Origin of the sequence: Dactylosporangium sp. NPDC051485, assembly GCF_040682015.1 — a bacterium.
Taxonomy (GTDB): Bacteria; Actinomycetota; Actinomycetes; order Mycobacteriales; family Micromonosporaceae; genus Dactylosporangium.
In genome coordinates this window covers 46,181-70,660 of the sequence record NZ_JBFAZW010000027.1, presented here as the reverse complement: position 1 = coordinate 70,660, position 24,480 = coordinate 46,181, and the positions used below count along the sequence as shown (strand labels likewise).

Below are 24,480 nucleotides of genomic sequence, written 5' to 3'. Positions count from 1 at the left end.
GGAGGAACTGTGTCCCGAACCCGCCGGGTCGTTCATGCGCTCACCGTCGCGGCGCTCGTAGTCCCCGCCGCCGTCCTCGCCACGGCCGGGCCGGCCGCCGCGGCAGCCGCCGCGGTCGCGTCCGGTGGATACTCCGCCGTCATCAAGCGCACCTCCTACGGGGTGCCGCACATCACCGCCAGCAGCGTCGGCAGCGTCGCCTTCGGCCAGGCCTGGGCCTACGCCGAGGACCGCTTCTGCGACCTCGCCGACCAGATCGTGAAGGTGCGCGGCGAGCGGTCCCGCTGGTTCGGCCCCGGGCCGGACGGCGCCAACCTCGCCACCGACTTCGCCTACGCCTCGCTCGGCGTCGTCGACCGCGCCCGCACCCAGCTCGCGCAGCTCTCGCCCGAGGAGCTGTCGATCGTCAACGGCTACGTGCGCGGCTACAACGCCTTCCTGGCCACCAGGGGCGCCGCCCGCGTGCCGGGCTGGTGCGCCGGGCAGCCGTGGGTCGGGCCGATCACCAACGTGGACCTGCTGGCGTACGAGCGCGACATCGCCCTGCTGGGCAGCGGCGGCGCGCTGCTCGCCCCGATCGCCGCGGCCACCCCGCCCACGGCACTGACCTCCTCGGCGCCGGCGCCGGCGATCGCCCCGTCGCTGGTCCGCGAGGGCGCGCGACAGCTGATCAACCAGGACAAGAAGCTGTCCAGCAACGGCTGGGCGCTGGGCGCCGACAAGTCGCAGACCGGCAAGGGCATGCTCGTGGGCAACCCGCACTTCCCGTGGGAGGGCGAGCTGCGCTTCTGGGAGTCCCAGCTGACCGTGCCCGGCAACGTCAACGTCTACGGCGCCAGCCTCGGCGGCCTGCCCGGCGTGCAGATCGGCTTCACCGACAAGGTGGCCTGGACGCACACCATCGCCGCCGGCCAGCGCTACACGTTCTACGCGATGACCCTCGACCCGTCCTCGCCGACGCGGTACATCGTCGACGGGCGCAGCGAGGCGATGACCGGCAAGACGGCCACGGTGAAGGTCAAGCAGCCCAACGGCTCGCTGCAGAACGTCACCCGCACCATGTGGTCCACGCGGTACGGCCCGGTGCTGGACCTCGGGGCGCTCGACCCGTCGCTGGGCTGGAACACGGTCAGCGCGATCAGCTACCGCGACGCCAACATCGACAACGACCGGCTGACCCGGGTCTGGTGGAACATGGCCCGCGCCACCGACGTCAACGGGCTCAAGGCCTCGATCGGCCGCGACCAGGGCATCCCGTGGGTCAACACGATGGCCACCGACTCGGCCGGCAATGCGCTCTACCTCGACTCCTCGCCCACGGCCAACCTCTCGGCGTCGGCCCTCGAGGAGTGGGGCAGCAACCCGCTCGGCCTGCTCGACGGCAGCAACAGCGCCAACGCCTGGGTCGTCGCGCCGGGCGCCCGCTCGCCGGGCCTGATCCCCTTCGCCCAGCAGCCGCAGCTGCAGCGCCGCGACTACGTGCTCAACTCCAACGACAGCCACTGGGTGCCCAACGCCAACCAGTTCCTGACCGGGTTCTCGCCGCTGCAGGGCCCCGAGGGCGCGCCGCTGACCGTGCGCACCCGGCAGAACTTCAAGCTCATCGCCAGCCAGGCCAAGTTCGACCTCGCCGGCCTGGGCGCCACGATCCTGTCCGGCGACACGTACACGGCCGCGCAGCTGGCCGCCTACACGGTCGCCGCCTGCCGGGCCCGCGGCGCCACGCCCGTGGTCGTCGACGGCACGCCGGTCGACGTCAGCCCCGGTTGCACCGCACTGGCCAACTGGGACAAGCAGTTCGAGCTCGCCAGCCGGGGCGCGGTGCTGTGGCGGGAGACGGTCGGCGCGGTCGTGGCCCAGAATCCGGGCGCGCTGGACGCCGACGGGCCTCTCTTCGGTACGCCGTTCAGCGCCACCGACCCGGCCCGCACCCCGCGCGGCGGGCCGGCGTCGCCGGACGCGATCCTCGACGGGCTGGCCCGGGCCATCCTGCGGATGCGGGCCGTCGGGCTGGCGCTCAACGTGCCGCTGTCCCAGGTGCAGTACACGATCAAGAACGGCCAGAAGATCCCGGTGCCGGGCTCGACGGAGAACATCGGCATCGCCAACATGGCGCAGTACGAGCCGGTGCCGGGCTCCTCGCTCGAGCCGTTCATCGACCCGGGCACGTTCGCCGGCGGCAGCGACCTCACCGACAAGGGCTACGTGGTCAACTACGGGACCAGCTTCCTGCTGACCCTGGCCTACACCTCGAGCGGGCCGTCGGCCAAGTGCATCCTCACCCTCAGCGAGTCCGCCGACCCGGCCTCGTCGCACTACAGCGACCAGACGCAGCTGTACTCCCAGAAGAAGCTGCGCGACTGCCGATACTCGGACTCGGCCGTCTCGGCCGACACCCAGTCGGTGGAGCTGGTCGCCGCCACCGCTTGATCGATGTCTCGCACTGTGGGCCCTGACCTGCTCGGCTGGTTAGCCGGGCGGTCAGGGTCTAGGGTTGCGGGAGCGGGCACACGGCGGTGTCGCACCGGGAGGTTGGCATGCAGGCCAAGGACCAGCCAATGCTTCCGATGGCAGCGAGCGCGTCCTCACCCTCCGTGTCCGTCCCAGCACCCGTGCCGCTGCGCCCATCCTCCTTCCGCTCCCGTTTCTCCCGGGTGAGCCGCACGCTCGCCCCCCGGTCCCGCCGCACGGCCACCGTCGAGGCGCCCGCGCTCGCCGCCCTGACGGGTGGGGGCGAGCACGACGACTGGTCGATCGAGCGGGTGCTCGCCGAGCGGGCGATCGAGCCGCTGTTCCAGCCGATCGTCGAGCTGCACTCGCTGCGGCCGGTCGGCGTGGAGGCGCTGGCCCGCGGGCCGGCCGGCAGCCGGCTGTGGCACCCGCGGCCGCTCTTCGCCGCGGCCGTCGCCGCCGGGCGCCTGGCCGAGCTCGACACGCTCTGCGCCGAGCGGGCGCTGGAGCTGGCCCGGGCCGCCGCCGCGCCGCCGCCGCTGGTATTCGTCAACGCCGAGCCGGCCGTCGTCGACCAGCCGCCGTCGGCCCGGCTGCTGGAGCTCATGACGAGCAACCCGCCCTTCCGGATCGTGGTGGAGTACACCGAGCGGTCCCTGTCCGCCCGCCCCGCCGCGCTGCTGCAGCTGGCCGCCGCGATCCAGTCGCACGGCCACGGCCTGGCCCTCGACGACGTCGGCGCCGACCCGATGTCGCTGGCCTTCCTGCCGCTGCTGGAACCCGAGGTGGTCAAGCTCGACCTGCAGCTGCTGCGGGCCCCGCACTCGCCCCGGACCGTCGAGGTGGTCGCCGCGGTGCACGCGGTGGCCGAGCGGACCGGCGCGCTCATCGTCGCCGAGGGCATCGAGACCGAGGACGACCTGGCCAACGCCCGCGCGCTTGGCGCCAACTGGGGGCAGGGGCTGCTCTTCGGCGGCCCGGCCCCGCTCGCGCCCTTCGAGGAGGCCGGCCTCGCCGACACGGCCGACCTGGCCTCGGCGTCGCTGCTGCGCCCGTCCCGGCCCGGGCTGCACCTGCCCTCCGGCACGCCGTTCGAGGCCGCCGCGGCCCGGGGCAAGGCGCGTCAGGGCACCGCCGAGGCGTTCGCCGCCCACATGGAGCACCTGCTGCGCCGGGCCCAGCAGGACCACGGCGCCGGCGCGGTGGTGCTGGCGTCCTGCACCGACGCCGAGACCGCGCGGTCGTGGCTGCCGGCGCTGCGCGGGCTCGCCGATCGGGCCGCGTTTGTCGGCCTGGTCGCGCCGCTGCACCCGGCGGCGGTCGCCCCGGGCGTGCGCTTCGCCGCCGGTCCGGGCGCCGAGGTCGAGGAGTGCGCGGCGGTGGTCATCGCACCGCGGTATGCGGCGGCGGTGTGCGGGCGCGGCAGCCTCGAGTCGGTCGCCTTCGCCCACACCGAGGACCGCGCGCTGGTCGCCTCCATCGCGCGCATCGTCCTGCAGCAGCTGCCCCGCTGACGGGGCGGGTGTCTCCTTGAGACGCTCGCTGAGACCCTCGAGGAACTCCAGCACGCCCGGCGGGCCGGGGCACCTCTGTCTACTTGAGACGCTCGCTGAGCCCCTCGACGAACTCCAGCACGCCCGGCGGGCCGTCCACGATGAGGTCGGCCCGCTCGGCGAGCCGGGGCACCTCGTCCGAGCCGCTGCAGACCTTGAGTCCCGCGACGCCGGCCTCCCGTAGCCGCTCGACGGCGTCGAAGGCGGCCAGGTCGCCGAGGTCGTCGCCGAAGTAGGCGACCGCCCGGACCCGATGCCGCTCGGCGATCGCCTGCAGCGCGTGGCCCTTGTCGACGCCCGGCGGGCGCAGCTCGAGGACCATCCGCCCCGGCTCCAGCGCCAGCCCGTGCCGGCCGGCCAGCTCCGCCAGCGGCTCGCGCAGCGCCTCGAAGGCCCGCTGCGGCTCGTCGGCCCGGCGGGTGTGCACCGCCACCGACATCGTCTTGTCCTCGATCGTCACTCCGGGGAGCCCGGCCCGCTCCAGCAGGCCCGGCAGCTCGGCCCGGGCCGCCGCCACCCCGGGCGGGGCCGGCTCGGAGACCACCGACTGGCTGCCGCAGTCCCAGCGCTGCATGCCGTAGAGCCCGAAGATCGAGAAGTGCTCCAGCGCGGCCAGCCCGCCGAGGTTGCCCAGGCGCAGCACATCGGCGACCGGCCGGCCGGTGATGATCGAGATCGATCCGACCAGCTCGGCGAGGTGCCCGAGCGCGGCGATGACCCCCGGGTAGGGCCGGGACAGCCCCGGGTCGGCCACGATCGGCGAGAGCACGCCGTCGAAGTCGAACGCGAGGGACGCCTCCTGCGGCCGGTCGAGGATCGCGGCCAGCCCGGCCGCCCCTGCCGCCGTGTCGGGGCTTCTCAGCACCATGTACCGAAGGCTACCGGACGGCCACGGATGCTACCTATGACGTGGTGACGCGGCGCACAGCCGCGGAGCTTGCCAGGCTTCCCGAAAATAATACTTGTCCGATAGGATTAGTCGCATGTCTCGACTTGCCAGTCCGGTCGACATCGCCGCCCACGGCGAGTACCGGGTGCCTCAGCGGCCCGACGACCCGCGGCCGCTGTACCGCTTCGCCGGGCGGGTGCCCGACAGCGCCGAGGCCGGGCGCTACCACATCTACGCCGGCTGGTTCTGCCCGTGGTCGCAGCGGGTGACGATCACCCGGGCCCTGGCCGGCCTGCAGGACGTCGTCTCCGTGTCGTACATCGACAACGAACGCGACGGCCGGGGCTGGGCGTTCCGGGAGCGCTACGGCCCTGACCCGGTCAACGGCTTCGCGCTGCTGCGGGAGGCGTACGAGGCGACCGAGCCCGGGTTCGACGGCCACATCAGCGTGCCGACCCTGTGGGACCGCGACGCCGGCCGCGTGCTCAGCAACGACTTCAAACTGATCGGCATCGACCTGGCCACGCGCTTCCGGCACCTGGCCGAGCCGGTCGTCGAGACCTATCCGGAGGAGCACCGGGAGGAGATCGAGCGGCTCGACGCCTGGCTCGGGCCGGCGGTCAACCAGGGGCGCGACCCGGCCGCGCGCAAGGCGGCGCTGGTCGAGCTGGACCAGCGGCTGGGGGAGCGGCGCTACCTGCTCGGCGACGCCGTGACGGAGGCCGACGTCCGGCTCTTCGTGACGCTGGTCCGCTCCGGGCACGAGGTCGCCGAGCACCCCAACCTGTGGGCCTACGCGCGCGACCTCTACGCCATCCCCGCGTTCCGCGACACCACCGACTTCGCCACCTTCACCTCGGCCGGCGCCGACCTCCCCGACTGGAGCGCGCCGGTGACGCGGTGAAGTTCCTGGCCATCACGCTCTTCCAGCCGGCCTTCGCCCCGGTGCTGCGCCGCGAGATCCCCAGCCGCCCGTTCCCGGCTGCGGCCGGCGGGTAGGCGCAGCCCGGTGCTCTCCGGCGGCCGCGAGCCGGCCGCCGGAGCTGCCGCGGTGCACGCCCGCGGCCCTTCCGGGTCGTGTCCACGAACTGCTCGTTGAAGCGGCTGGCCGCCACCCTCACGCACACCGGGGTGCCAGCCGCGGGGTCAGGCAATCGCCGCCGCCGATGGCTACGATGGGCGGTTGATGGACGCCTCCGACGACGTGTTCGCCCGGCTCGACACCACCGTGGCCCACCCCGCCCGGCGGTACAACTACTGGCTCGGCGGGGACGACCACTTCGCCGCCGATCGGGCCTCAGGCGACGCCATCGCGTTCGCCATGCCGGGCGTGAAGCTCATGGCCGTGGAGAACCGCGCGTTCATGGCCCGGGCCGTGCGGTATCTGGCCGAGCAGGGCGTCCGGCAGTTCCTCGACATCGGCACCGGCATCCCGGCCCCGAACAATACCCACGAGGTCGCGCAGTCCGTCGACCCGGCCACGCGCGTCGTGTACGTCGACAACGACCCGATCGTCCCCACCCGCTCCCGCGCCCTGCTGGCCAGCGCGCCGGGCGGCGTGAACGTGTACCTCGACGCCGACGTGCGCGAACCCCGCTCGGTCCTGGAGCACCCGGACCTGCGGGCCACGCTCGACCTCTCCAAGCCCGTCGGCCTGCTGCTCGTCGCCGTGCTGCACTTCATCCGCGAGGACGAGGACCCGCAGGCGATCATCCATGCGCTCGCGGGCGCCCTCGCGCCCGGCAGCTTCGTCGTCGCCTCCCACGCCACCTGGGAGTACCTGCCGGCGGAGGCGATCGCGGCGCTGATCGCGAACAACCGGGACGGGCGGTTCCAGCCGCGCACGGGGGCGCGCTTCGCCGAGCTGCTGTCCCGCTACTCGCCGGTGCCGCCGGGGATGGTCTCCGTCGCGCACTGGCGCGCCGACGACGTTCCCGGGCCGCGCCCGGCGGCCGAAGACGTCGCCTGCCACGGGATCGTGGCCCGGATCGACTGACTGGAACGGGACCCCGGGCGTAATCCCCGGGAATATATACCGAGTGTATATCCCCGGTGTATGGTGGCCGGCATGAGCGTTCCTCTGACTCTGCTCGGCCTGCTCGAGCGCGAGCCCAGCCACGGCTACGACCTCAAGCGCGATTACGACACCTTCTTCGGCCGCGGCCGTCCACTGCCCTTCGGCCAGGTGTACTCCACGCTCGGCCGCCTGGCCCGCGACGGCAAGGTCGTGATCAGCGAGGTCGAGGCCGGCGACGGGCCCGACCGGAAGCGCTACGTCATCACCGAGCTCGGCGCGACCGAGGTCGACGCCTGGCTCACCCAGCCCGTCGAGCCCGAGCCGCACCTGCAGACCGTGCTGTTCTCCAAGGTGATGCTCTCGCTCATGCTGGACCGCCCGGCGCGGGAGTACCTCGACATGCAACGCGCCGCGCACCTCAAGCGGATGCGCGAGCTGCACGAGATCAAGAAGGGCGACGACCTCATCGAGGCGATGCTCGCCGACCACGGGTTGTTCCACCTCGAGGCCGACCTGCGCTGGATCGAGCTGACCGTCGCGCGGCTGGGCCACCTCACCGGGCTGGTGCGGCGATGAGCGCCCTCATCGAGGCCCGCGACGCCGTGCTGTCCTTCGGCGCCACCCCGGCCCTGCGCGGCGCGTCCTTCGAGGCCGGGCCGGGCGAGATCGTCGCCATCATGGGGCCGAGCGGCTCCGGCAAGTCGACCCTGCTGCACTGCCTGGCCGGCATCCTCGCGCCCGAGAAGGGCGAGATCCGCTTCGACGGGCGGCGCATCGACACGCTCGACGAGCAGGGGCGCAGCACCCTGCGCCGGCAGCAGTTCGGATTCGTGTTCCAGTTCGGCCAGCTCGTTCCCGAGCTCACGGTCGAGGAGAACGTGGCCCTGCCGCTGCTGCTCGGCGGCATCCGGCGGGCCGGTGCGCTGCGCCAGGCCTGCACCTGGCTGGAGCGGCTCGGACTGGAGGGCACGCGGGGCCGCCGCTCCGGGGAGCTGTCCGGCGGGCAGGCCCAGCGGGTCGCGCTGGCCCGCGGCATGATCAACCGGCCCCGGGTGCTCTTCACCGACGAGCCGACCGGGTCGCTCGACTCGCTCACCGGCGAGCAGGTCATGGACCTCATGGTCGCCGCCGCCCGCGAGCAGGGGACCACCATCGTGCTGGTCACGCACGAGCCGCGGGTCGCCATGTACGCCGACCGGGAGGTCGTCGTGCGCGACGGCACGGTGCACGCGCTCGCCGGCGAGCGGAGTGGCTCGTGATTCCGTTCGGCCTGCGCCTCGCCGTGGCCGCTGGGCGGGACGCGCTCGTGCGGTTCGTGGTCCTCGTGTTCGCCGTGACCCTCGGCGTCGGGCTGCTGCTGTGCACCGTGGGCGGGGTCCGCGCGCTCAACGCCCAGTTCGACCGGATCGGGTGGATGAACCCGTCGCCCGCCATCGTGGGGTCCGCCGATCCCGTCGTGTGGGTGCACCGGTACGACACCTTCGACGGCCGCGGCATCGAGCGCATCGACGTCGGCGCGACGGGCCCCCGCACGCCCACCGCGCCCGGGCTGCCGCGGCTGCCCGTCCCGGGGGAGTACTTCGTCTCCCCGGCCCTGCGCGACCTCATCGCCGCGAACCCGGCCGACCAGCTCGCCGTGCGCTTCCCGGGCCACCAGGCCGGGCTGATCGGCGACGCGGCGCTGGCCTCGCCGGACTCGCTCGTCGTCGTGGTCGGGCGCACCGCGGGCGAGGTGGGCGGGATCTACGGCGAGCGGAAGGTCACCTCGCTGTCCACCGCGGGCCGCGGCAAGCCGGAGGCCGCCCTCGACCTGGTGCTCTCGGTCGTGGCCGGCGGCCTGCTGTTTCCCGTCCTGATCTTCATCGGTACCGCGACCAGGCTCAACGCCACCCGAAGAGAACAGCGCTTCGCGGCCATGCGGTTGGTCGGCGCCACCCCGCGGCAGGTCAGCGCGCTCGCCGCGGTCGAGTCCACGGCGGCCGCGGTCATCGGCACGCTGCTCGGCTTCGCGCTGTTCCTGCCGCTGCGCTCGGCGATGGCACAGTCTCCGATGATCACCGCCCAGCGCCCGTTCCCGGAGGACATCTCGCCGGGCTGGCTCGGCGGCGTACTCGTCGCCGTCTGCGTGCCGCTGGCCGCCGCCATCGCGGCCCGCTTGGCGATGCGCCGGGTGCGCATCTCGCCGCTCGGCGTGGCCCGCCAGGTCACCCCGAAGCCGCCGAGCGCCTGGCGGCTGCTCCCGGTGATCCTGGGGCTGCTGGAGCTGGCGTACTTCGTGGGTCGCCGGCCCCAGACCTCCAACGGGCAGACGGCGGCATTCCTGCCGGGGTTCCTGCTGATCATGGCCGGGCTGGTGTTCGCCGGCCCGTGGATCACCATGGTCGGCGCCCGGTTCATGGCCCGCCGCGCCCGCCGGCTGCCCACACTCGTCGCCGCCCGCCGCCTGGCCGACAACCCCCGGGCCGCGTTCCGCGCGATCAGCGGCGTCGTGCTGGGGCTCTTCGTGGTCAGCGTGGCCACCGGCGTGATCGGGACCATCGTGCAGGAGCGGTCGGTGCGCTACAACTCGCTCGCCGCCGTCACGATGATGGAGCAGTTCGACTTCAGGACCGGCGGCGGCAAGGTTCCGGACGAGCTGAAGGACCGGCTGCGCGCCATCCCCGGGGTGACCTTCGTCCAGCCGCTGCGCTTCAACCCCGAGCCTGTCCCCGATGAGCTGGGCAGCGTCATCGCGTGCGCCGATCTGGCGCGGATCCCGCAGTACGGCACGTGCGCCCCCGGCGCCGAGGTCGCCAGCGTCTACGCCAACCTGATCGGCTACAGCCACGACCGCACCAGCGCCGGGTCCGCGACCGTCTGGCCCGCGACCGCGTTGCGCGCGGCGGACCTCGACGCCTTCCCGATCGGCATGCTGATCATCGGCCTGGACGGCTCGACGGCGGCCCACGAGCGGGCCCGGACGACGGTGGAACTGGCCTATCCCGACGGGGTCATGCCGGGCACCGACGTCGACTTCAGCAGCGACTCGCGCACCCAGCTGAACATGTTCCAGCAGCTGGCCAACGTCATCATGCTGTTCAGCCTGCCGATCGCCGGCTGCAGCCTGGCGGTGGCGGTGGCGGCGGGGCTTGCCGAGCGCAAGCGCCCGTTCAGCCTGTTGCGGCTGACAGGGGTGCCGCTGCGCGCCCTGCGCCAGGTGGTGGCGCTGGAGAGCGCGGTGCCGCTGCTGGCCGTCGCCGTGCTGGCCACCGGCGTCGGGTTCGCCGCGGCCCAGCTGTTCCTGCGCGCCCAGATGGACTACACGCTGACCCCGCCGGGCTGGACCTTCTACGCCATGGCCGCCTTGGGCCTGCTCCTGTCGCTGGGCATCATCGGCTCGACCCTGCCGCTGCTGGAGCGCATCACCGGCCCGGAGGCCGCCCGCAACGACTGACCCGCAACGACTGACCCGGAATGCAATGACCGAGGGTCCCGCTTCCACGCCGAACCGTCGATGCCGGGGCGCGCGTCCGGGCGCTACCGTGCCCGCCGCGCCCCGGCCACGATGGGCGGATGCACATCGACCAGGCCACCCTGCAGGTCGGCGAGCTCATCCGCCAGGTCACGCACACCGAGATCCGCCTGCCCGAGCTGCAGCGCAGCTACGTGTGGCGGCCGACCCAGGTCGCCAAGCTGGTCGACTCGCTGTACCGCGGATTCCCCTTCGGCTCGCTGCTCTTCTGGCAGTCGGACGAGGAGCCGGTGACCCGGGCGATGGCGGTCGCCGGCGCGGTCGAGAAACCCTTCAAGCCGCCGCTGTACCTCCTCGACGGCCAGCAGCGCCTCACCTCGCTGCACCGGGTCTTCACCGACCACCCGGACGCCCAGATCGTCTTCCACGTCGAGAAGGGGCGCTTCCAGAACCAGAGCGCGGTCACCGAGGCCGATCCGAACTGGATCAAGGTGTACTCCCTGCTGCGGGGCGAGGAGTCGCTCATCTCGATGATCGGCCGGCTGCGCTCGGCCGGGTGCCAGCTGCCGGACCTGGAGATCGAGCGCCGGCTCTCCGCGGTGCGGGCGCTGGAGCGGCGCACGTTCCACGTCGAGATCCTCCGCGACTGCGACTACCACGACGTCTCCGAGATCTTCGTGCGGGTCAACAGCGCGGGCCGCCCGCTGAGCCGGTCCGACCTGGCCATGTCGACCCTGTCGGCGCGGTGGCCGGGCGTGCTCGACAAGCTCCAGAAGGAGGCCGCCCACTGGCGCCACGCCGGCTACGGCGACCTCGACGTGGACTTCCTGACCCGCGCCTTCGCCGCCGCGCTGTTCGGCGGCGGCATGTCCTCCTGGTCCGTCAACGACCTGAGCAAGGTCGCCGAGCCCGACCTGGCCCGCGCCTGGGAGGTCGTGCGGCGCGGCCTCAAGCCGCTGGTGCACCTGTTGAAGGCGGACCTTCGCCTGTACCGGTCGGAGTCGCTTCCCTCGCTCACGGTGCTCATCCCGCTCGTCGTGCTGCTCGGCGAACGGCCCGACGAGCCGGTCGACGAGCAGACGAACAAGGCGCTGCTCTACTGGCTGCTCATCGCGACCGTCCGCGCCCGCTACTCGACCTCCTCCGACACCAACCTGACCCGGGACATCCAGGCGGTGCGCAAGCCGGAGCCGGTCCGGGGCCTGCTGCGCAACCTGGGCGTGCTGCAGGCGGTGCCGGCCATCACCCCCGACTCGATCGCCGGGCGCTCCAAGGAGAGCCCCTACTTCTTCCTGAGCCTGCTCGTGGCCCAGCACCGGCGGGTGCGGGACTGGTGGTACTCGACCGAGATCATGCCCGGGGAGCAGGACTACCAGCTGCAGTACCACCACGTGCATCCGGTGGCCACGCTGGAGCGCTACGACAAGGGCGAGATCAACGACCTCGCGAACCTGGCGTTCATCTCCCGTAAGGCGAACCTGAAGATCAGCGACCGCTCGCCGGTCGACTACTTTCCCACGGTCAACCGGGATCGGCTGGCCGAGCACCTCATCCCGATGGCCGAGGAACTCCGGGCCGCGGAGGCGTTCCCGCGCTTCCTGGCCGAGCGGCGGCGGCTGCTGGCCGAGGCGATGACGCAGCTGCTCGCCTCGTTCCGGCCGGACTGGCTCGACCAGCTGCCGAGCGCGCCGGCGGCGAACAGCGACGGGTACAAGCTGACGATGGTGCTGTACGGCAGCGCCTGGATCCCCGGGACGCTCGTCTTCCATGCGTCCGGGGCCGGGGTGGCGTGGTCCGGGTCGACCGACATGGACGACTTCGTGGCGGCGGTCACCGCGGCCACCCGCGGCCAGGACGGGGACGTGCGGATCAGCGACGAGCAGGTGCCCGTGCAGGTCGTGGAGGACGCGATCGAGGTGCCGATCGGGCCGTTCGTGGTGTCGGGGACCGCCCAGGAGTGGCTCGACATCATCGACCGGGAGCTGGCGGTGATGCAGGCGCCCGGGCGGATGCCGGCCGTGGCGGACAAGCCGTGGGCCGGCGAGCGGATCCCGCTGCCGGCCGGAAGCACGGACTGAAGGGACCGGGCCAGCGTCCCAGCCGGCGCCGCAGATCGAGGCCGGGCGGTTGAGCAGCTGCCGGCCGGGAGGGGCAGGCTAGCGGTCCCAGCCGGCGCCGAAGGCCGAGGCCGGGCGGTTGAGCAGGCCCGCGGTGCCGGCGGCGATGTTCTTGCGCAGCTGGGCCTTCGACTTGGCGCCCTTCGACGTCACCGGCGGGCCGATCCGGTCGGCCAGCTCGCGCAGCAGCGGCAGGGGGAGGTCGCGGTCACGGTCGATGAGATACCGCTCGACCGCGTCCTCCTCGGTCAGCGCCTTGATGCCGGCGACGATCGCGTCGAGGTCGACCGGCTCCTTGGCCGCGGCCCGGGGCGGCCTGGCCGGGGCGCGGCCAGCGGCGACGACCTCGTCGCCGTTGCGGAACTCGACGTGCGCGCGGCCGTCGGCCAGGGCGGCGAGCTGGTCCTCGGTGAGCCTGCCGAGGAGCTTGCCGATCTCGTTCAGGGCGAGCGCGGCCAGCTGCGGGGATTGGGTCACGGTCACAACCTCTCGAGGGTCTGGAGCAGCTCGTCGACGCAGCCGTGCAGGTCGCCGCGGATCTCGGGCGGCACGCCGGTGGCGAGGATGGTGGGCACGCCGTGGCGGCCGGAGGCGGCGTAGGCGCTGCTGCGGTCCCGCACGAGGGTGCCGAAGACCTTCACGCCCAGCGCGGTCACCTCGTTGATGAATTGGGCCTGCACCTCGATCGGCTGGTTGCCGCGCATCTGCACCATCGTGAAGAGCACCTTCACCCGCGGCATCAGCATCGGCGGCTCGCCCTGGTGCTTGTTGTACTCCTTCGTCAGGTCCAGCAGCCGGCGCCCCATGTCCTGGATCGCCTCGGTGGACAGGAAGTCGGCCCGGGCCGGCATGACCATCATGTCGCTGGCCACCGACGCCATCTTCGTGGTCAGCGCGAAGGCGGGGGCGCAGTCGACCAGGATCACGTCGTACTTGGAGAAGGCCGGGTCGGTCAGGTCGTCGGCGAGGCGGCGGTGCAGCGGCACGAACTTCGCGGCCTTGATGTGGCCGGTCTGGTCGACCGCGCCCGGCACGAGGACCTCGGCATTGACGATGAACGGGTCGGAGGGCACCAGGTCGAGCCGCCCGCCGGTGCTCCTGAGCAGGGCGTTGCAGCGCTGCGGAGACAGGATGAGGTCGGCCAGCGTCTGGGCCCGGCCCCGGTCGTTACTCTGCAGCCAGGCGCCGATCGTGCGCTTGGCCAGCACGAAGTCCTGCGTCTCCTGGACGGTGAAGAACGACTTGGTGAGGCTCGCCTGCGCGTCCAGGTCGATCAGCAGGACGTTCAGGCCGCGGGCGGCCAGGCCGGCGCCGAGGTTGGCGGTGACGGTGGTCTTGCCGACCCCGCCCTTGTTGTTGACGACGGCCACGATCTTCAAGCGCTCACCTCCGCGGTCGGACACCACGCAGGACGCTAGAGCAATCTGCGCCTTCCCGGCACCGGCCCGGGGACGGCATCATCGGGACCGAACGGCGGCGCCCCGCAACCCGGTCAACGGATGCATTCCGGGTAGTTGCGGGGCGCGTTTGCCTTCGGGCTCGACCGATCAGGCCTGCTCGGAGTCCTCGCGGCGCACCGGGCGCTGGTCGGCGTCGGCGGCGCTGGAGCTGTCCGGCTGGGTCGGCAGGGTCTCGGGCAGCTGGCGCACCGAGACCTTCGGGTACTCGCCCGTGTCGGCCCCGCCCGCGGCCGCCGCCATGACCGCCGCGGCGGCCAGGTCGGCGACCCGCTTCGCCTCACGCTGGACGCGGGCGCGGACCTCCTTGGCGTGCCGCTCGGCCGAGTCGGCGGCCTGGCGGGCGTGCTCGAGGCGGGTCAGCTCGCTGGCCAGGCTCTGCTTGGTGTCGGCCAGGCGCTGCTGGAGCTGGTTGACCTCGCGGCCGAGCGTCGTGGACTCGCGGCGGGCCTCGCCGAGCTGCGTCTGGGTCGCCTCCAGCTCGGTGTGCAGCTGGGTGAGGGCCTTCTGCCGGGCCTGGATGTCCTGCTGTACCACGGCGAGCTGCTGCTGGTGCCGGTTGTTCTCCTCGTCGGCGCGCTTGCGCACGTCGGCGGCGTACTTCTGCGCGTCGGCGTGCAGGGCCGCGTTCTTCTGGTCGGCGGCCTGGCGCTGCTGGGTCAGGTCCCGCTCGGTGGTGGCCCGCTGCTCGCTCAGCTCCCGGTCGCAGGCGGCCTTGAGCTCCTCGATCTCGCGCTGCGCGGTGGCCTTCCACTGCGCCAGCTCCTGCTGGGCCTGGGCCCGGCCGTTCTTGACCTCCTGCAGCACCTGCTGGCGGGCCGCCTCGGCGAGCGCCGCGGCCTCGGCCCGGGTCTTCTCCATGCGCTCGATGCTCTGCTCGTTGACCCGCTTGGCCTCGGCCTCGGCGCGCTCGTTCGCGGCCTCGCCGTCGGCGATGAGCTTCTCGGCCCGCTCCTTGGCCTCGGCGAGCGCCTTCTCGGCCGCGGCCTGGTGCTCAGCCGCCTTCTGCTCGGTGTTGTCGATGATGACGCCGGCCTGCTTCTCGGCCAGCGCGAGGATCTGGTCGACCATCGGCCCGAGGTGGCGGAACGAGGCCCGGTCCACGCGGGCCGGCCGCTGGCGCACCTCGACGAGCTCGGCCTGCAGCTGCTTGAGCTGCGCCGTGAGCTCCTGGACCTGGTTGGTCAGGTCCTGGGCCTGCCCGGCGGCGCGCTTGCGCTCGGCGGTGAGGTTGTTGATCTGCCGGTCGACCTGGTTGAGGTACTGGTCGACCTGGCGCTTGTCGTAGCCGCGCACCTGCTGCGTGAAGCTCGGGCGCGTGCCGGTGTCGTCGCGCTGCGTTAACAGATCCCCGCCGTGGGTCATGGGTGGACTCCTCCATACGATCGGGAAGCTCGTAACGCCGACGCTCACGGACGGTGGCATGCGGTCCGCCAGGACATCCAAAACGCAACCGAGGCCCTAGCGCAAGTCTCCGGTTTTGCAATTCGGTCGCTTCGGCAGGATACGCGGCAAGCCCGTTTTTTCCGGATTTTTCCGGACGTGTCGTGCCGGCTCGTCCGGAGGCGTCGCGCTTCTTTATCTGGATGCGTCGCCGGGGGTCCGTTCGTCGCCGGTGCCGGTCCACGGCCGCCGGCTCGGCGCCCTACGCTGTCGCCATGGCCGAACTCCCCGAGCCGATGGACCCTCGGCAGATGCGCGCCTCGGACGCCGACCGCGAGCGCGTGGCCGAGGTCCTGCGCGCCGCCGCCGCCGAGGGACGGCTCGACCTGGACGAGGTCGACGAGCGACTGCACCGGGTGTACGCCGCCCGCACCTACGGCGAACTGGAGCCCATCACCCGCGACCTGCCCGCGGCGCGGTCGGCCCCGATGCCGCTGGACGGCCTGCCGCCCCGCCCCGGCGAGGTGCCGGCCGCCGGCCGAGCGGTCGCGGTGATGAGCGGCTTCACCCGCCGCGGCCCGTGGATCCCGCCGCGCATCTTCAGCTGCCTGGCCTTCTGGGGCGGCGGCACGATCGACCTGCGCGAGGCGCGCATGCTGCACGGCGAGGTGAAGATCCGCGCCTTCGCGGTCATGGGCGGGGTGAACGTCATCGTCCCCGAGGACGCCGAGGTGCACGTGACGGGCATGGGCCTGATGGGCGGGTTCGGCCACGACGCGGCGGGCCCGGGCCGCCACGGTGCCCCGCGGATCGTCGTCACCGGCTTCGCCTTCTGGGGCGGCGTCACGGTCGAGCGCCGCCGCCGCAAGCGCCGCGCCCCCGAGGCTTAGCCGCCGCGAGCCGGGCGAGCCCGGGGACCCGAGGTCCAGCCGCAACCGTGGTGGCCCGCTGGAGCTGGGGCCAGGCGCCCGACGGCCCGCCGCGGGTCAAGCCGCGCGACACTGACCCCGGCGGTGGGGCGGCCACCCGGGCCGGTCCCACCATGTCCGCGGGAAGACTAGGCTCTCCTGCCATGACGACGGTCGCGGTGCGCGGAGAGTCGGTGCGCGAGGTCGAGCCCGAGCTGGCGCAGTTCACGGTGGTCAGCACGGCCCGGGACAAGGATCGGGCCACGACCCTCACCCGGCTGCGCGAGCGGGCCGACGCCCTGCGCAAGCTGCTGGAGCGCCCCGAGTATGCGGGCGCGATCGAGCGCCGGGAGACCGGCGGGCTGCACGTCTATCCGGAGGCCGGGAAGCGGGGGGAGCGCGTCTCGGCGTACCACGGCAGCGTTTCGACGACGGTTGTCGTGACGGACTTCGCCGCGCTGGGCGAGATGATGCTGGCCGCCGCCGCCCAGGACCAGACGCGCGTGAACGGCCCGGACTGGTCCCTGCGCCCGGACAGCCCGGTGCACGCCGAGTCCCGCCGGGCCGCGGTGGCCGACGCCATCGCCCGGGCGCGCGAGTACGCGGCGGCCCTCGGCGCCGAGGTGGTCGAGCTCGTCGAGCTGGCCGACCCGGGCCTGGGCGGCCGGGTGGAGGCGGTGGCGACCTACCAGGCCTACGGGGCGCCGCGGGGCAAGTCCTTCGGCGGCGGCCCGGAGCTGGAGCTCGACCCGCAGTTGCAGCGCGTCTACGCCGCCGTGGAGGCCCGGTTCACGATCACCAGCCCGACGGCGCTGTAGCCCGCGCCGGAGCCCATCTCAGGAGAAGGCGGGATCCTGCTCGGCCTCGATCTGGGCGTTCCAGGCCCGCTTGGAGGCCTGCCAGCCGTCCTCGTCGTGGCCGAGCCGCCAGTACCCCGAGATCGACATCCGCTCGCGCGGCATGCCCCGCTCGACCCGCAGGTAGCGGCGCAGCTCCTTGACGAACGTCGCCTCGCCGTGCACGAACGCGTGGCCCTTGGCCGGGTCCTCGCCGGCCGCGAACGGGTGGGCCAGGACCGCGGGGACGAGCGCGGAGCCGACGGGGCCTTCGCCGCGGTACAACCACGTGATCCCCGGGACGTCCTGCCGATCGGCGGGATCACCCAGCTCGACGAGCGCCACGCAGGGCGCGCCCGCCGGCACCCGGGGCAGGGCGGCGGCGATGGCGGGCAGCGCGGTCTCGTCGCCGGCCAGCAGGTGCCAGGCGGCGCCCGGGTCGGGGGAGTACGCGCCGCCCGGCCCGCCGAAGTGCAGCTCGTCGCCGGGCCGGGCGCGCACCGCCCACTGGGCGGCCAGGCCGGAGTCGCCGTGCAGGACGAAGTCGAGGGTGAGCTCCCGCGCCCCCGGGTCCCAGGCGCGCACCGTGTACGTCCGGGTCACCGGCCACTGCTCGCGCGGGAACGCGGCCCGCACCGCGGCGGGGTCGAACGGCTGCGGGTACTGCACACCGGGCCGCGGGAACAGCAGCTTGACGTAGTGGTCGGTGTGCTCGCCGGGGGCAAACCGGTCGAGCCCGGGGCCGCCGAGGACCACGCGGTGCAGGTTCGGCGTGAGCCGCTCGACCCGCTCGACGCGGCCGGTGTGGGTCTGCGGTGCGGGCCGCTGCTGCGACGGCCCCGTCGGTTGGACGGACACGGGATCAGGGTAACCTCCCCCGTTCCCCGCGGCGCCGGCCCGTTCAGCGGCCTTCGGCCGTGCTGAGGGACTGCAGCGCGGCGTCGAGCTGCTCGCGCAGCCTGGCCTTCGGGCGGGCGCCCACGTGCTGCGAGACGACCTCGCCCGCGTGGAAGACCGTCAGCGTGGGCATCGACATCACGCCGTACTTGAGGGCCGTCAGGGGGTTGTCGTCGGCGTTGAGCTTCACGATGCGGACGCGGCCCTCGAACTCCGCGGCCAGCTCGTCCAGCATCGGGGCGATGCGGTGGCACGGCGGGCACCACTGCGCCCAGAAGTCGACGAGCACCGGCACGTCGCTGTCCAGCACCTCCGCCGCGAACGTCGCGTCGGTCACCTCGGCGGTCATCAGCTCTCCCATTCGTCCTTGGCCTGGGCCAGTTCGCGCTCGACGAGCGCCCTCGCCACGTGCAGGCGGGCGATGCAGCTGTCCAGGTCGGCCAGCTTCCTCGACAACACCTCGATCGACCCGGGGCACTCGGCGCCGGTGGCGCGGCCCGAGCGCAGGCACTCCACGAAGGGGCGGGTGTCCTCCAGGTTGAAGCCGATCTCCAGCAGCGATCGGATCTCCCGGACCAGGCGCAGGTCGATCTCGTCGTACTCGCGGTAGCCGTTGGAGGTGCGCCGGGCCTCGAGGAGGCCGTGCTGCTCGTAGTACCGCAGCGATCGGGTGCTCGTGCCCGTCCGCTCCGCCAGCTCGCCGATCCGCATGGAGTCGACGGTAGACCTTGACGCCCATGTCAAGGCTAGTGCCCGGAGCTGTTCATGCCGTGGATGGCCGCCGGGCTTGGGGCGGGCAAGCCAGTGTCGATTCACTCATTGCATCGACCATTGACAATCGGTACGGATCGGTGGAAATCTCCACCATGGCCCCGATTCATGGGGTGCTGGCGCGTCATCGACTCGGATGGCGGCGCGGGGGTGCCGGGCGGATCGTTGTGGCCGGGCACTGAGACGGGGGTGGCCACAACGCTTCCCGCCGTCAGCAGGGCCCCACATCGGTGAGACGCCGAACGGTGCGCCGCGGCACATCGGCGAGACGCCGAGGGGCTCGCCGAGGCGCACCGTGGATCGGTCAGGCCGTGCGCCGCAGCTCGTCAGGATTCGCCGAGGCGCATTGCGGATTGGTCAGACGGTGCGCCGCAGCTCGTCGGCGAGCAGGTGCGCGGCCCGCGTGGCGACCAGCCGGCCGTTGTGCGCGAGCATGAGGTCCTCGACGGCGCAGGCCGGTGGCGCGTGCTCCAGCGCCGCGGCCAGCTGCGGGTTGGCCCGTCCCCACTTCCGCACCGCGTCGACCACCTCGGCCTCCAGCGCCTCGGGGGTCGACGGGCCGGTGATCGCGTCGATCATCCGGTCCCGGTGGGCCCAGTACGACCAGACCTTCGTCTCGTCGATGAGCTTGGCGACCGCGTCCCCGCGCTGGTAATGCAGCGCCAGGAGCGTGGACTCGGTGCGCCCGTCGTTGATGAACGCCTCGAGGAGCGGGTGGCGGGCATGCGCACCGGCAACCTCGTAGAAGGTGCTGCGGCTGCCGTGCGGGGCCGCCGTCTCGACGATGTTCTTCCAGTTGATCTGGGCGGTCGGCGTGGTGGTCACCAGGGCGGCGACCGCCCGGAAGTAGACGGTCTTGGTCCGCCAGTGGCTGCGCTTGGCGGTCGGGTTGGCCGACAGGCGACGGTGCCACCGGGCCACGACGGTGTTGCTCAGATCGGGGCTGACTGTCAGGCTCGTCAGGGTCGTCGTACTCATCGCGGTCCTGTCTCCTGGCTGTCGTAGCGGGGGTCTCTTGAGACTGGCCGCCACCGTGCGGCGTGGATATCCCGAATGTGCGTGGTCTTCGCTTAGTTGATCTTGCCGCTGACCAGGTCCAGCACCGCGTCCCAGTCGCGCGGGGCGGCGTCGGCGCACCAGGCGACGTGGCGGTCCGGGCGGACCAGCACCAGCGGCCGGTCCCAGCCGGCCCGCACCGCCGGGTCGGCGACCGGCAGGTGCCGCACGGGGATGCCCCGCCCGGTGGCCGCGGCGACCAGCCGCGCCCCCGCGGCGTCGCCGGTGAGGTCGACGAGGGTCAGCTCGGGGCCGAAGCGGTCGGCGAGCGGGTCGCCCCCGCCCAGCCGCACGTCCGGGGCCAGTCCGCCCGCGCGGACCGCGGCGTCCGGCGTCGCGCCCGCGGGCGCCCCGTCGTGCCAGACGACGGTCGAGGTCGCGTGCCGGGCCGGCAGCCCGCCGGCGTCGGGGCGGTGCGCCTCCTGCCGCAGCACCCCGGCCAGCAGCTCGGGGGCGGCGCCGGCGGCGGTGAGCCGGCCGAACCGGCGCCGGGTCTCCAGCGCCCGGGCCAGCAGCTCGCGGTCGAGCAGGGCGCGCGGGCGGCGCTCCGCCTCGTAGCTGGCCAGCAGGCCCGGGCCGCCCCAGCCGTTGATCTCGGCGGCGAGCTTCCAGCCCAGGTCGACGGCGTCGGCCAGGCTGGTGTCGAGCAGCTCGCCGGCCGGGTGGAAGCGGTGCGCGGACTCGCCGGCCAGGAAGACCGGCCCGCGGCGGTACACCGCGGCGACCCCCAGCGCGTCGTCCCACTGGGCCACGCCCAGGATCTCCGGCACCTCCAGGGCGGAGCCGAGCCGGTCGCGCAGCATCGCCACCGGGTCGGTGGTCACCGGCTCGTCGTCGCCCAGCGGCAGGTGGGCCACCCAGCTGTCGCCGTCCCCGCGGCTCACGCAGGTCAGCCCGCCGACCACGACGGTGGTGCGGGGCCGGTCGGCGGCCGGCAGCCGCGGGTCGGGGCTGCGGAAGTACACCGAGCAGTGCTGGACCGGATGGCCGAGCTGCTCCATCGACACCTCGAGACAGCGCCGCACGGTGCTCTGCGCGCCGTCGCAGCCGACCAGGTGCCGGGCCGCGACCGCGTGCCGCACGCCGCTGCGCACGTCCAGGACGTTGGCCAGGGCGCCGCCGGGCTCGATCCGCAGGCCGGTGAAGGTCCAGCCCTCGCGGAGCTCGATGAGCGGGTGCCCGCGCAGCTCGTCGCGCAGCCGCCGGGTCAGCTCGGCCGCGCCGATGCGGTGGTCGGGCTCGCCCGCCGGGGTCCCGGCCGCGACCAGCACCGGGGCGTCGTCGAGGCGGGTCCGCCACTCGACGTCCCCGGGCTCGCCGCCGGGGTCGGCGCCGTACTTGCGGACCAGGTCGGCCAGGCCGAGCCGGCGCAGCAGGTCCATGCCCTGGCCGGTGACCCGGTCGACGCCCGGGTGGCGGGGCGGCGCGATCGCGCGCTCGACGACCAGGCAGGGCACGTTGTGGTGGGCGAGCTCCAGCGCCATCACGGCGCCGGTGGGGCCGGCCCCGATCACGAGAACCTGGGCGCGCAGCGCGGCCGCCGTCACCGATCCACCACCATGGCTCGTCCCCCAGTCGTCCAGAGCAGCCGGCGACCGCAGCGTCGCCTAAGTCATGCTCGGGTCGGGCGAGGGAAAGCGGTATCACGCGTTCACGTGGTTAGGGCCAGTTTCATCACTGAGGCGAGGCCGGATTCCCCGCCCAGGGCGCTGGCGGAGTCCCGCGAAAGCCCGGTTATGCAACGGGCCCCCAGCCGATCGCCGGCGACGAGCGGGGTCCCGCGAAAGCCCGGTTGCCCCGGTTATGCAGCAGGCCCCAGCCGATCGCGGGTGACGAGCTGGGCCAGCTCGACGCGGCCGCGCAGGCCGAGCTTGGTGAAGATCTTGCGCAGGTGGCTGTCGACCGTGTGCCGGGAGAGGAAGAGCTCGGCGGCCACCTGCCGGTTGGTGAGCCCGCCGGCGACCCACACGGCCACCCCGAGCTCGGCCCGGGTCAGCAGGTGCAGCAGCGAGCCGGGCCGGAACGCGGCCGCCTCGGACGGGGCCTTGGGGTCGCCGAGGGCGAACTCCAGGCGGCGGCGGGCCCGCTCGGCCCGGCACTCGGTGACGATCGCGATCGCCTCCGTGGCCCAGGCCCGGCCCTGCTCGGAGTCGCCGGCGTTGAGCGCGGCGTCCTCCAGGGCGCCGGCCAGGGCCAGCCGGCGCGGGGTGCGCCGGAAGCGCTCGACGGCCGCCCGCAGCAGCCACGGATCGCCGGTGACGAGGCCTTCGGCGTGGTCGGCGGCGGCGGCGAGGGAGATCACGCCCGGGTTGCGCTCGGCGAGGCGGCGAGCGGCGGCGACGGCCACGCGGGCGCGGGCCTCGTCGCCGGCCTTGGCCGCGATGTGCACCAGGGCGGCCGCGGTGGCCGGGTCCTGTGCGATGAGCGCGGGCCGCTCGGGCAGCGCGTCGTACATGCCGACGAGGGTCGCCAGCGCGGTCTCCGGCCCGGCGACGGCCTCCTGCAGCACGCCCTCGCTCCACGTGATGTCCTCGGGCGCCGCGGTGGTGCCGGCCGCCGTGCGCCGCTGCAGGTGCGCCAGGTGCGCCTGGGCCTGGGGCAGGTCGCCCTGCAGGACGGCGAGCCTGGTCAGCATTCCCAGCAGTGGTACGGCAAGTGCGTACGCCGTCATATTCAGCGCCACGGCCACCCCGGCCTCGGCCTCCGCCACGGCGTCGTCGAGCTGCCCCCGGGCCGTGAGCAGCCCGGCGTGGTAGTAGTGCCACAGCGGGGTCGACCAGGCGGTGCCGAGCCGTTCGGACGTCTCCCGGCCGCGGCGGTACGTCTGCTCGGCCTCGTCGAACCGATCCAGCCCGGCCTGGGCGCTGCCGAGCCAGATGCGCGGGTGGCGGTGGACCGCGTCGCCGCGGACCTTGTCGGCGATGCCGGTGGCCCGCTCGGCGTGCCCGTGCGCGTCGTCGAGGCGCCCCTCGGCCTGGGCGGCAAGGCTGCGCGCGGTGAGGCCGAAGACGCTGGCGGCGTACTCCCCGGTGCCCAGCCCGGCCTCGGTGGCCCGCTCGCCGTCCTCGTCGGCGCCGCGCAGGTCGTCGCTGTAGAAGCGGGCGTGGGCGCGCACCGCGTGCAGCTTCGCCCGCACCGACGCGGGCGCGTCCGGGACGGCCAGCGCGCGGTCGGCGTACTCCACCGCGGTCCGGTTCTGCCCGGCGTGCTTGAACGCCTCGGCCAGCCCGAGCAGCAGCTGCGCCTCGGTGCGCGGGTCCAGGCCGGCCAGCAGCGCGGTCTCGCCGAGGTCGTGCGCCCGCTCCAGCCGGCCGGCCGAGGCGAGCAGCCCGACCGCGTCGGCGACCAGCCGGACCCGGCCGGGGTCGTGCTCGCCGATCACGTCGAGGGCGTGCACGATGAGGTCGGCGGCGGTGCTGGGCGCGGCCGGGGCCACCGCGAGCGCGGCGTCGTGCAGGATGGTGACCGCCTCCGCGCTGCCCGAGCGCCCGGTCTTGAGCAGGTGCTCGGCCACCTCGACCGGGGAGCGGCCCTCGGCCCGGGTGATCGCCGCGGCCTGCCGGTGCAGCATCGTGGCGACGGCGCTGTTGAGCATGCCGTAGACGGCCAGGCGGACCAGGTCGTGCACGAACGTGAGCCCCTCGCCCTGGTCGACGAGGATCTTCGCCGTGGTCGCCTCGTTGATCGGCTTGAGCAGCGTCGTCGGGCGCACCTCCAGCAGCTGCGCGACCGACTCGACGCCGAACGGCCGGCCGAAGACCGAGGCCGCCTGCAGCAGCTCCTGCGCGTCGCTGGACAACCCGTGCAGCATCTGCTCGACGATCGTGATGAAGCTCGACGGCAGCTCCTCGCCGACGACCGTGGCCACCCCTTCGGCCACCACGATCTGGCCGGTCAGGTGCAGGGTGCGGACCAGCTGCTCGACCTGCAGCGGGTTGCCGTCGCAGAAGCCGGCCAGGGCGAGCACGGTGTTGTCCACGTCGGCCCCGACCACCTGGGCGCAGAGCCGGCGCACGGCGTCGTCGTCGAGCGCGCCGAGCACCACGTGCTCGTGCCCGTCGCGCACCAGCCGCTCCATCAGCTGCTGCCCGGGCGTGCCGACCGGCGCCGGGCGGTGCGCGAAGATCCAGCGCACCGGCGAGGAGGCCAGCGCCGGCACCAGCTCGGCCACGGCCAGGGCGGACAGCTCGTCCATCCACTGGGCGTCGTCGATCACGATGACCAGCGGGCGCTGGGCGGCGTAGTCCTCCAGCGCCGCGCCGAGGCGTTCGATGATGCGGTACTGCGCGTCGCCGTCCTCGCGGGTCCAGTCCACGGCCGGCTGCAGTTGCTGCAGCGCGGACTGCAGGGTGATGAGCGGGGCCGCCTTGTCGAGCTCGAACGCGGCCCGGGCCGCCACCGCCACGTCCCGCCGCTGCGCGCACTCGGCGCTCGCGCGCAGCAGGTGCGACTTGCCGATGCCGGACGGGCCGGTGACGACCGTGCAGCCGCCGAAGCCGTCCGCGGCGCCGGTCACCGCGATGCGCAGGACGGCGAGCTCGCGGTCCCGTCCGAACGTGGCCGAGTGTGGCAGCGTCAGCGTAATCACCCTCGATGTCTGGAGATGGACGGCGGTCTGCTGATTCTTGCGGCCGTTGAAGATCCACTTGAACAGCCTTTCGGGGGAACCTGGCGAACCCGGACGGTACCGGTCA

The 24,480-nt window shown here is 73.5% G+C and carries 20 protein-coding genes; 10 read left to right on the top strand and 10 right to left on the bottom strand.

Annotated features, from left to right (window positions below):
• Positions 1-9: 9 nt before the first annotated feature.
• Positions 10-2,430: a penicillin acylase family protein gene (locus AB0M46_RS17930; protein WP_363337210.1), complete on the top strand. Its 2,421-nt coding sequence runs from the start codon at positions 10-12 to the stop codon at positions 2,428-2,430.
• Between the two features lie 224 nt (positions 2,431-2,654).
• Entirely contained in the window at positions 2,655-3,965 is a 1,311-nt protein-coding gene (locus AB0M46_RS17925) for an EAL domain-containing protein (RefSeq protein ID WP_363337208.1), read from the top strand.
• A gap of 79 nt (positions 3,966-4,044) precedes the next feature.
• Here the strand turns inward: AB0M46_RS17925 and otsB are convergent, their stop codons facing one another.
• Entirely contained in the window at positions 4,045-4,872 is an 828-nt protein-coding gene (gene otsB, locus AB0M46_RS17920; protein WP_363337206.1) for a trehalose-phosphatase, read from the bottom strand.
• Positions 4,873-4,987: 115 nt separating this feature from the next.
• Here otsB and AB0M46_RS17915 point away from each other — a divergent pair, with 115 nt between their 5' ends.
• The 6 genes from AB0M46_RS17915 (at position 4,988) to AB0M46_RS17890 (ending at position 12,439) form a co-directional block, all read left to right on the top strand.
• A complete protein-coding gene (locus AB0M46_RS17915; protein WP_363337204.1) occupies positions 4,988-5,797 on the top strand; it encodes a glutathione S-transferase C-terminal domain-containing protein in 810 nt (269 codons plus the stop codon).
• Positions 5,798-6,079: 282 nt separating this feature from the next.
• Positions 6,080-6,889: an SAM-dependent methyltransferase gene (locus tag AB0M46_RS17910; protein WP_363337202.1), complete on the top strand. Its 810-nt coding sequence runs from the start codon at positions 6,080-6,082 to the stop codon at positions 6,887-6,889.
• A 72-nt stretch (positions 6,890-6,961) separates the two neighbouring features.
• The gene (locus AB0M46_RS17905; RefSeq protein WP_363337200.1) at positions 6,962-7,486 is read left to right on the top strand and encodes a PadR family transcriptional regulator; all 525 of its coding nucleotides are present in this window, start codon (positions 6,962-6,964) and stop codon (positions 7,484-7,486) included.
• Complete coding sequence (locus AB0M46_RS17900; RefSeq protein ID WP_363337198.1) at positions 7,483-8,169, top strand: ABC transporter ATP-binding protein; 687 nt, start codon at positions 7,483-7,485, stop codon at positions 8,167-8,169. The genes AB0M46_RS17905 and AB0M46_RS17900 overlap by 4 nt, the downstream gene beginning before the upstream one ends.
• Entirely contained in the window at positions 8,166-10,343 is a 2,178-nt protein-coding gene (locus tag AB0M46_RS17895; RefSeq protein ID WP_363337196.1) for an FtsX-like permease family protein, read from the top strand. Before AB0M46_RS17900 ends, AB0M46_RS17895 begins: the two co-directional genes overlap by 4 nt.
• A 119-nt stretch (positions 10,344-10,462) precedes the next feature.
• Complete coding sequence (locus tag AB0M46_RS17890) at positions 10,463-12,439, top strand: DUF262 domain-containing protein (protein ID WP_363337194.1); 1,977 nt, start codon at positions 10,463-10,465, stop codon at positions 12,437-12,439.
• 78 nt (positions 12,440-12,517) lie between these two features.
• Here AB0M46_RS17890 and AB0M46_RS17885 read toward each other — a convergent pair whose 3' ends face one another.
• The 3 genes from AB0M46_RS17885 to AB0M46_RS17875 all read right to left on the bottom strand — a co-directional run bounded on the left by AB0M46_RS17885 (position 12,518) and on the right by AB0M46_RS17875 (position 15,300).
• A complete protein-coding gene (locus AB0M46_RS17885) occupies positions 12,518-12,955 on the bottom strand; it encodes a hypothetical protein (protein WP_363337192.1) in 438 nt (145 codons plus the stop codon).
• Between the two features lie 2 nt (positions 12,956-12,957).
• Positions 12,958-13,848: a ParA family protein gene (locus tag AB0M46_RS17880; protein ID WP_363337257.1), complete on the bottom strand. Its 891-nt coding sequence runs from the start codon at positions 13,846-13,848 to the stop codon at positions 12,958-12,960.
• 177 nt (positions 13,849-14,025) lie between these two features.
• The gene (locus AB0M46_RS17875) at positions 14,026-15,300 is read right to left on the bottom strand and encodes a DivIVA domain-containing protein (RefSeq protein ID WP_363337190.1); all 1,275 of its coding nucleotides are present in this window, start codon (positions 15,298-15,300) and stop codon (positions 14,026-14,028) included.
• A 329-nt stretch (positions 15,301-15,629) separates the two neighbouring features.
• Here AB0M46_RS17875 and AB0M46_RS17870 point away from each other — a divergent pair, with 329 nt between their 5' ends.
• Positions 15,630-16,208 (top strand): DUF1707 domain-containing protein, encoded by a 579-nt coding sequence (locus tag AB0M46_RS17870; RefSeq protein WP_363337255.1) that lies wholly within the window; start codon positions 15,630-15,632, stop codon positions 16,206-16,208.
• 182 nt (positions 16,209-16,390) lie between these two features.
• Positions 16,391-17,044 (top strand): SIMPL domain-containing protein, encoded by a 654-nt coding sequence (locus tag AB0M46_RS17865; RefSeq protein ID WP_363337188.1) that lies wholly within the window; start codon positions 16,391-16,393, stop codon positions 17,042-17,044.
• Between the two features lie 18 nt (positions 17,045-17,062).
• On the opposite strand, the gene AB0M46_RS17860 is transcribed toward AB0M46_RS17865, so the two are convergent.
• From AB0M46_RS17860 to AB0M46_RS17835, 6 genes are all read right to left on the bottom strand, one after another.
• Positions 17,063-17,920 (bottom strand): siderophore-interacting protein, encoded by an 858-nt coding sequence (locus tag AB0M46_RS17860; protein ID WP_363337186.1) that lies wholly within the window; start codon positions 17,918-17,920, stop codon positions 17,063-17,065.
• A gap of 43 nt (positions 17,921-17,963) precedes the next feature.
• Positions 17,964-18,320, bottom strand: coding sequence for a thioredoxin (gene trxA / locus AB0M46_RS17855; protein ID WP_363337184.1), 357 nt, complete (start codon positions 18,318-18,320; stop codon positions 17,964-17,966).
• Entirely contained in the window at positions 18,308-18,670 is a 363-nt protein-coding gene (locus AB0M46_RS17850; protein ID WP_363337182.1) for a MerR family transcriptional regulator, read from the bottom strand. Before AB0M46_RS17850 ends, trxA begins: the two co-directional genes overlap by 13 nt.
• Positions 18,671-19,087: 417 nt before the next feature.
• Entirely contained in the window at positions 19,088-19,708 is a 621-nt protein-coding gene (locus AB0M46_RS17845; RefSeq protein WP_363337181.1) for a hypothetical protein, read from the bottom strand.
• Between the two features lie 92 nt (positions 19,709-19,800).
• Positions 19,801-21,333: an FAD-dependent monooxygenase gene (locus AB0M46_RS17840; protein ID WP_363337180.1), complete on the bottom strand. Its 1,533-nt coding sequence runs from the start codon at positions 21,331-21,333 to the stop codon at positions 19,801-19,803.
• 254 nt (positions 21,334-21,587) lie between these two features.
• Positions 21,588-24,374 carry an AAA family ATPase gene (locus AB0M46_RS17835; protein ID WP_363337178.1) on the bottom strand — a complete coding sequence of 929 codons (2,787 nt, stop codon included), beginning with the start codon at positions 24,372-24,374 and terminating at the stop codon, positions 21,588-21,590.
• Positions 24,375-24,480 lie beyond the last annotated feature (106 nt).

What these genes read in the sequence shown, in the direction of transcription:
- trxA (WP_363337184.1), bottom strand. Translation starts at nt 18,320, where the DNA reads ATGGGAGAGCTGATGACCGCCGAGGTGACCGACGCGACGTTCGCGGCG.
- AB0M46_RS17905 (WP_363337200.1), top strand. Translation starts at nt 6,962, where the DNA reads ATGAGCGTTCCTCTGACTCTGCTCGGCCTGCTCGAGCGCGAGCCCAGC.
- AB0M46_RS17865 (WP_363337188.1), top strand. Translation starts at nt 16,391, where the DNA reads ATGACGACGGTCGCGGTGCGCGGAGAGTCGGTGCGCGAGGTCGAGCCC.
- AB0M46_RS17875 (WP_363337190.1), bottom strand. Translation starts at nt 15,300, where the DNA reads ATGACCCACGGCGGGGATCTGTTAACGCAGCGCGACGACACCGGCACG.
- otsB (WP_363337206.1), bottom strand. Translation starts at nt 4,872, where the DNA reads ATGGTGCTGAGAAGCCCCGACACGGCGGCAGGGGCGGCCGGGCTGGCC.
- AB0M46_RS17870 (WP_363337255.1), top strand. Translation starts at nt 15,630, where the DNA reads ATGCGCGCCTCGGACGCCGACCGCGAGCGCGTGGCCGAGGTCCTGCGC.
- AB0M46_RS17900 (WP_363337198.1), top strand. Translation starts at nt 7,483, where the DNA reads ATGAGCGCCCTCATCGAGGCCCGCGACGCCGTGCTGTCCTTCGGCGCC.
- AB0M46_RS17845 (WP_363337181.1), bottom strand. Translation starts at nt 19,708, where the DNA reads ATGAGTACGACGACCCTGACGAGCCTGACAGTCAGCCCCGATCTGAGC.
- AB0M46_RS17850 (WP_363337182.1), bottom strand. Translation starts at nt 18,670, where the DNA reads ATGCGGATCGGCGAGCTGGCGGAGCGGACGGGCACGAGCACCCGATCG.
- AB0M46_RS17910 (WP_363337202.1), top strand. Translation starts at nt 6,080, where the DNA reads ATGGACGCCTCCGACGACGTGTTCGCCCGGCTCGACACCACCGTGGCC.
- AB0M46_RS17890 (WP_363337194.1), top strand. Translation starts at nt 10,463, where the DNA reads ATGCACATCGACCAGGCCACCCTGCAGGTCGGCGAGCTCATCCGCCAG.
- AB0M46_RS17915 (WP_363337204.1), top strand. Translation starts at nt 4,988, where the DNA reads ATGTCTCGACTTGCCAGTCCGGTCGACATCGCCGCCCACGGCGAGTAC.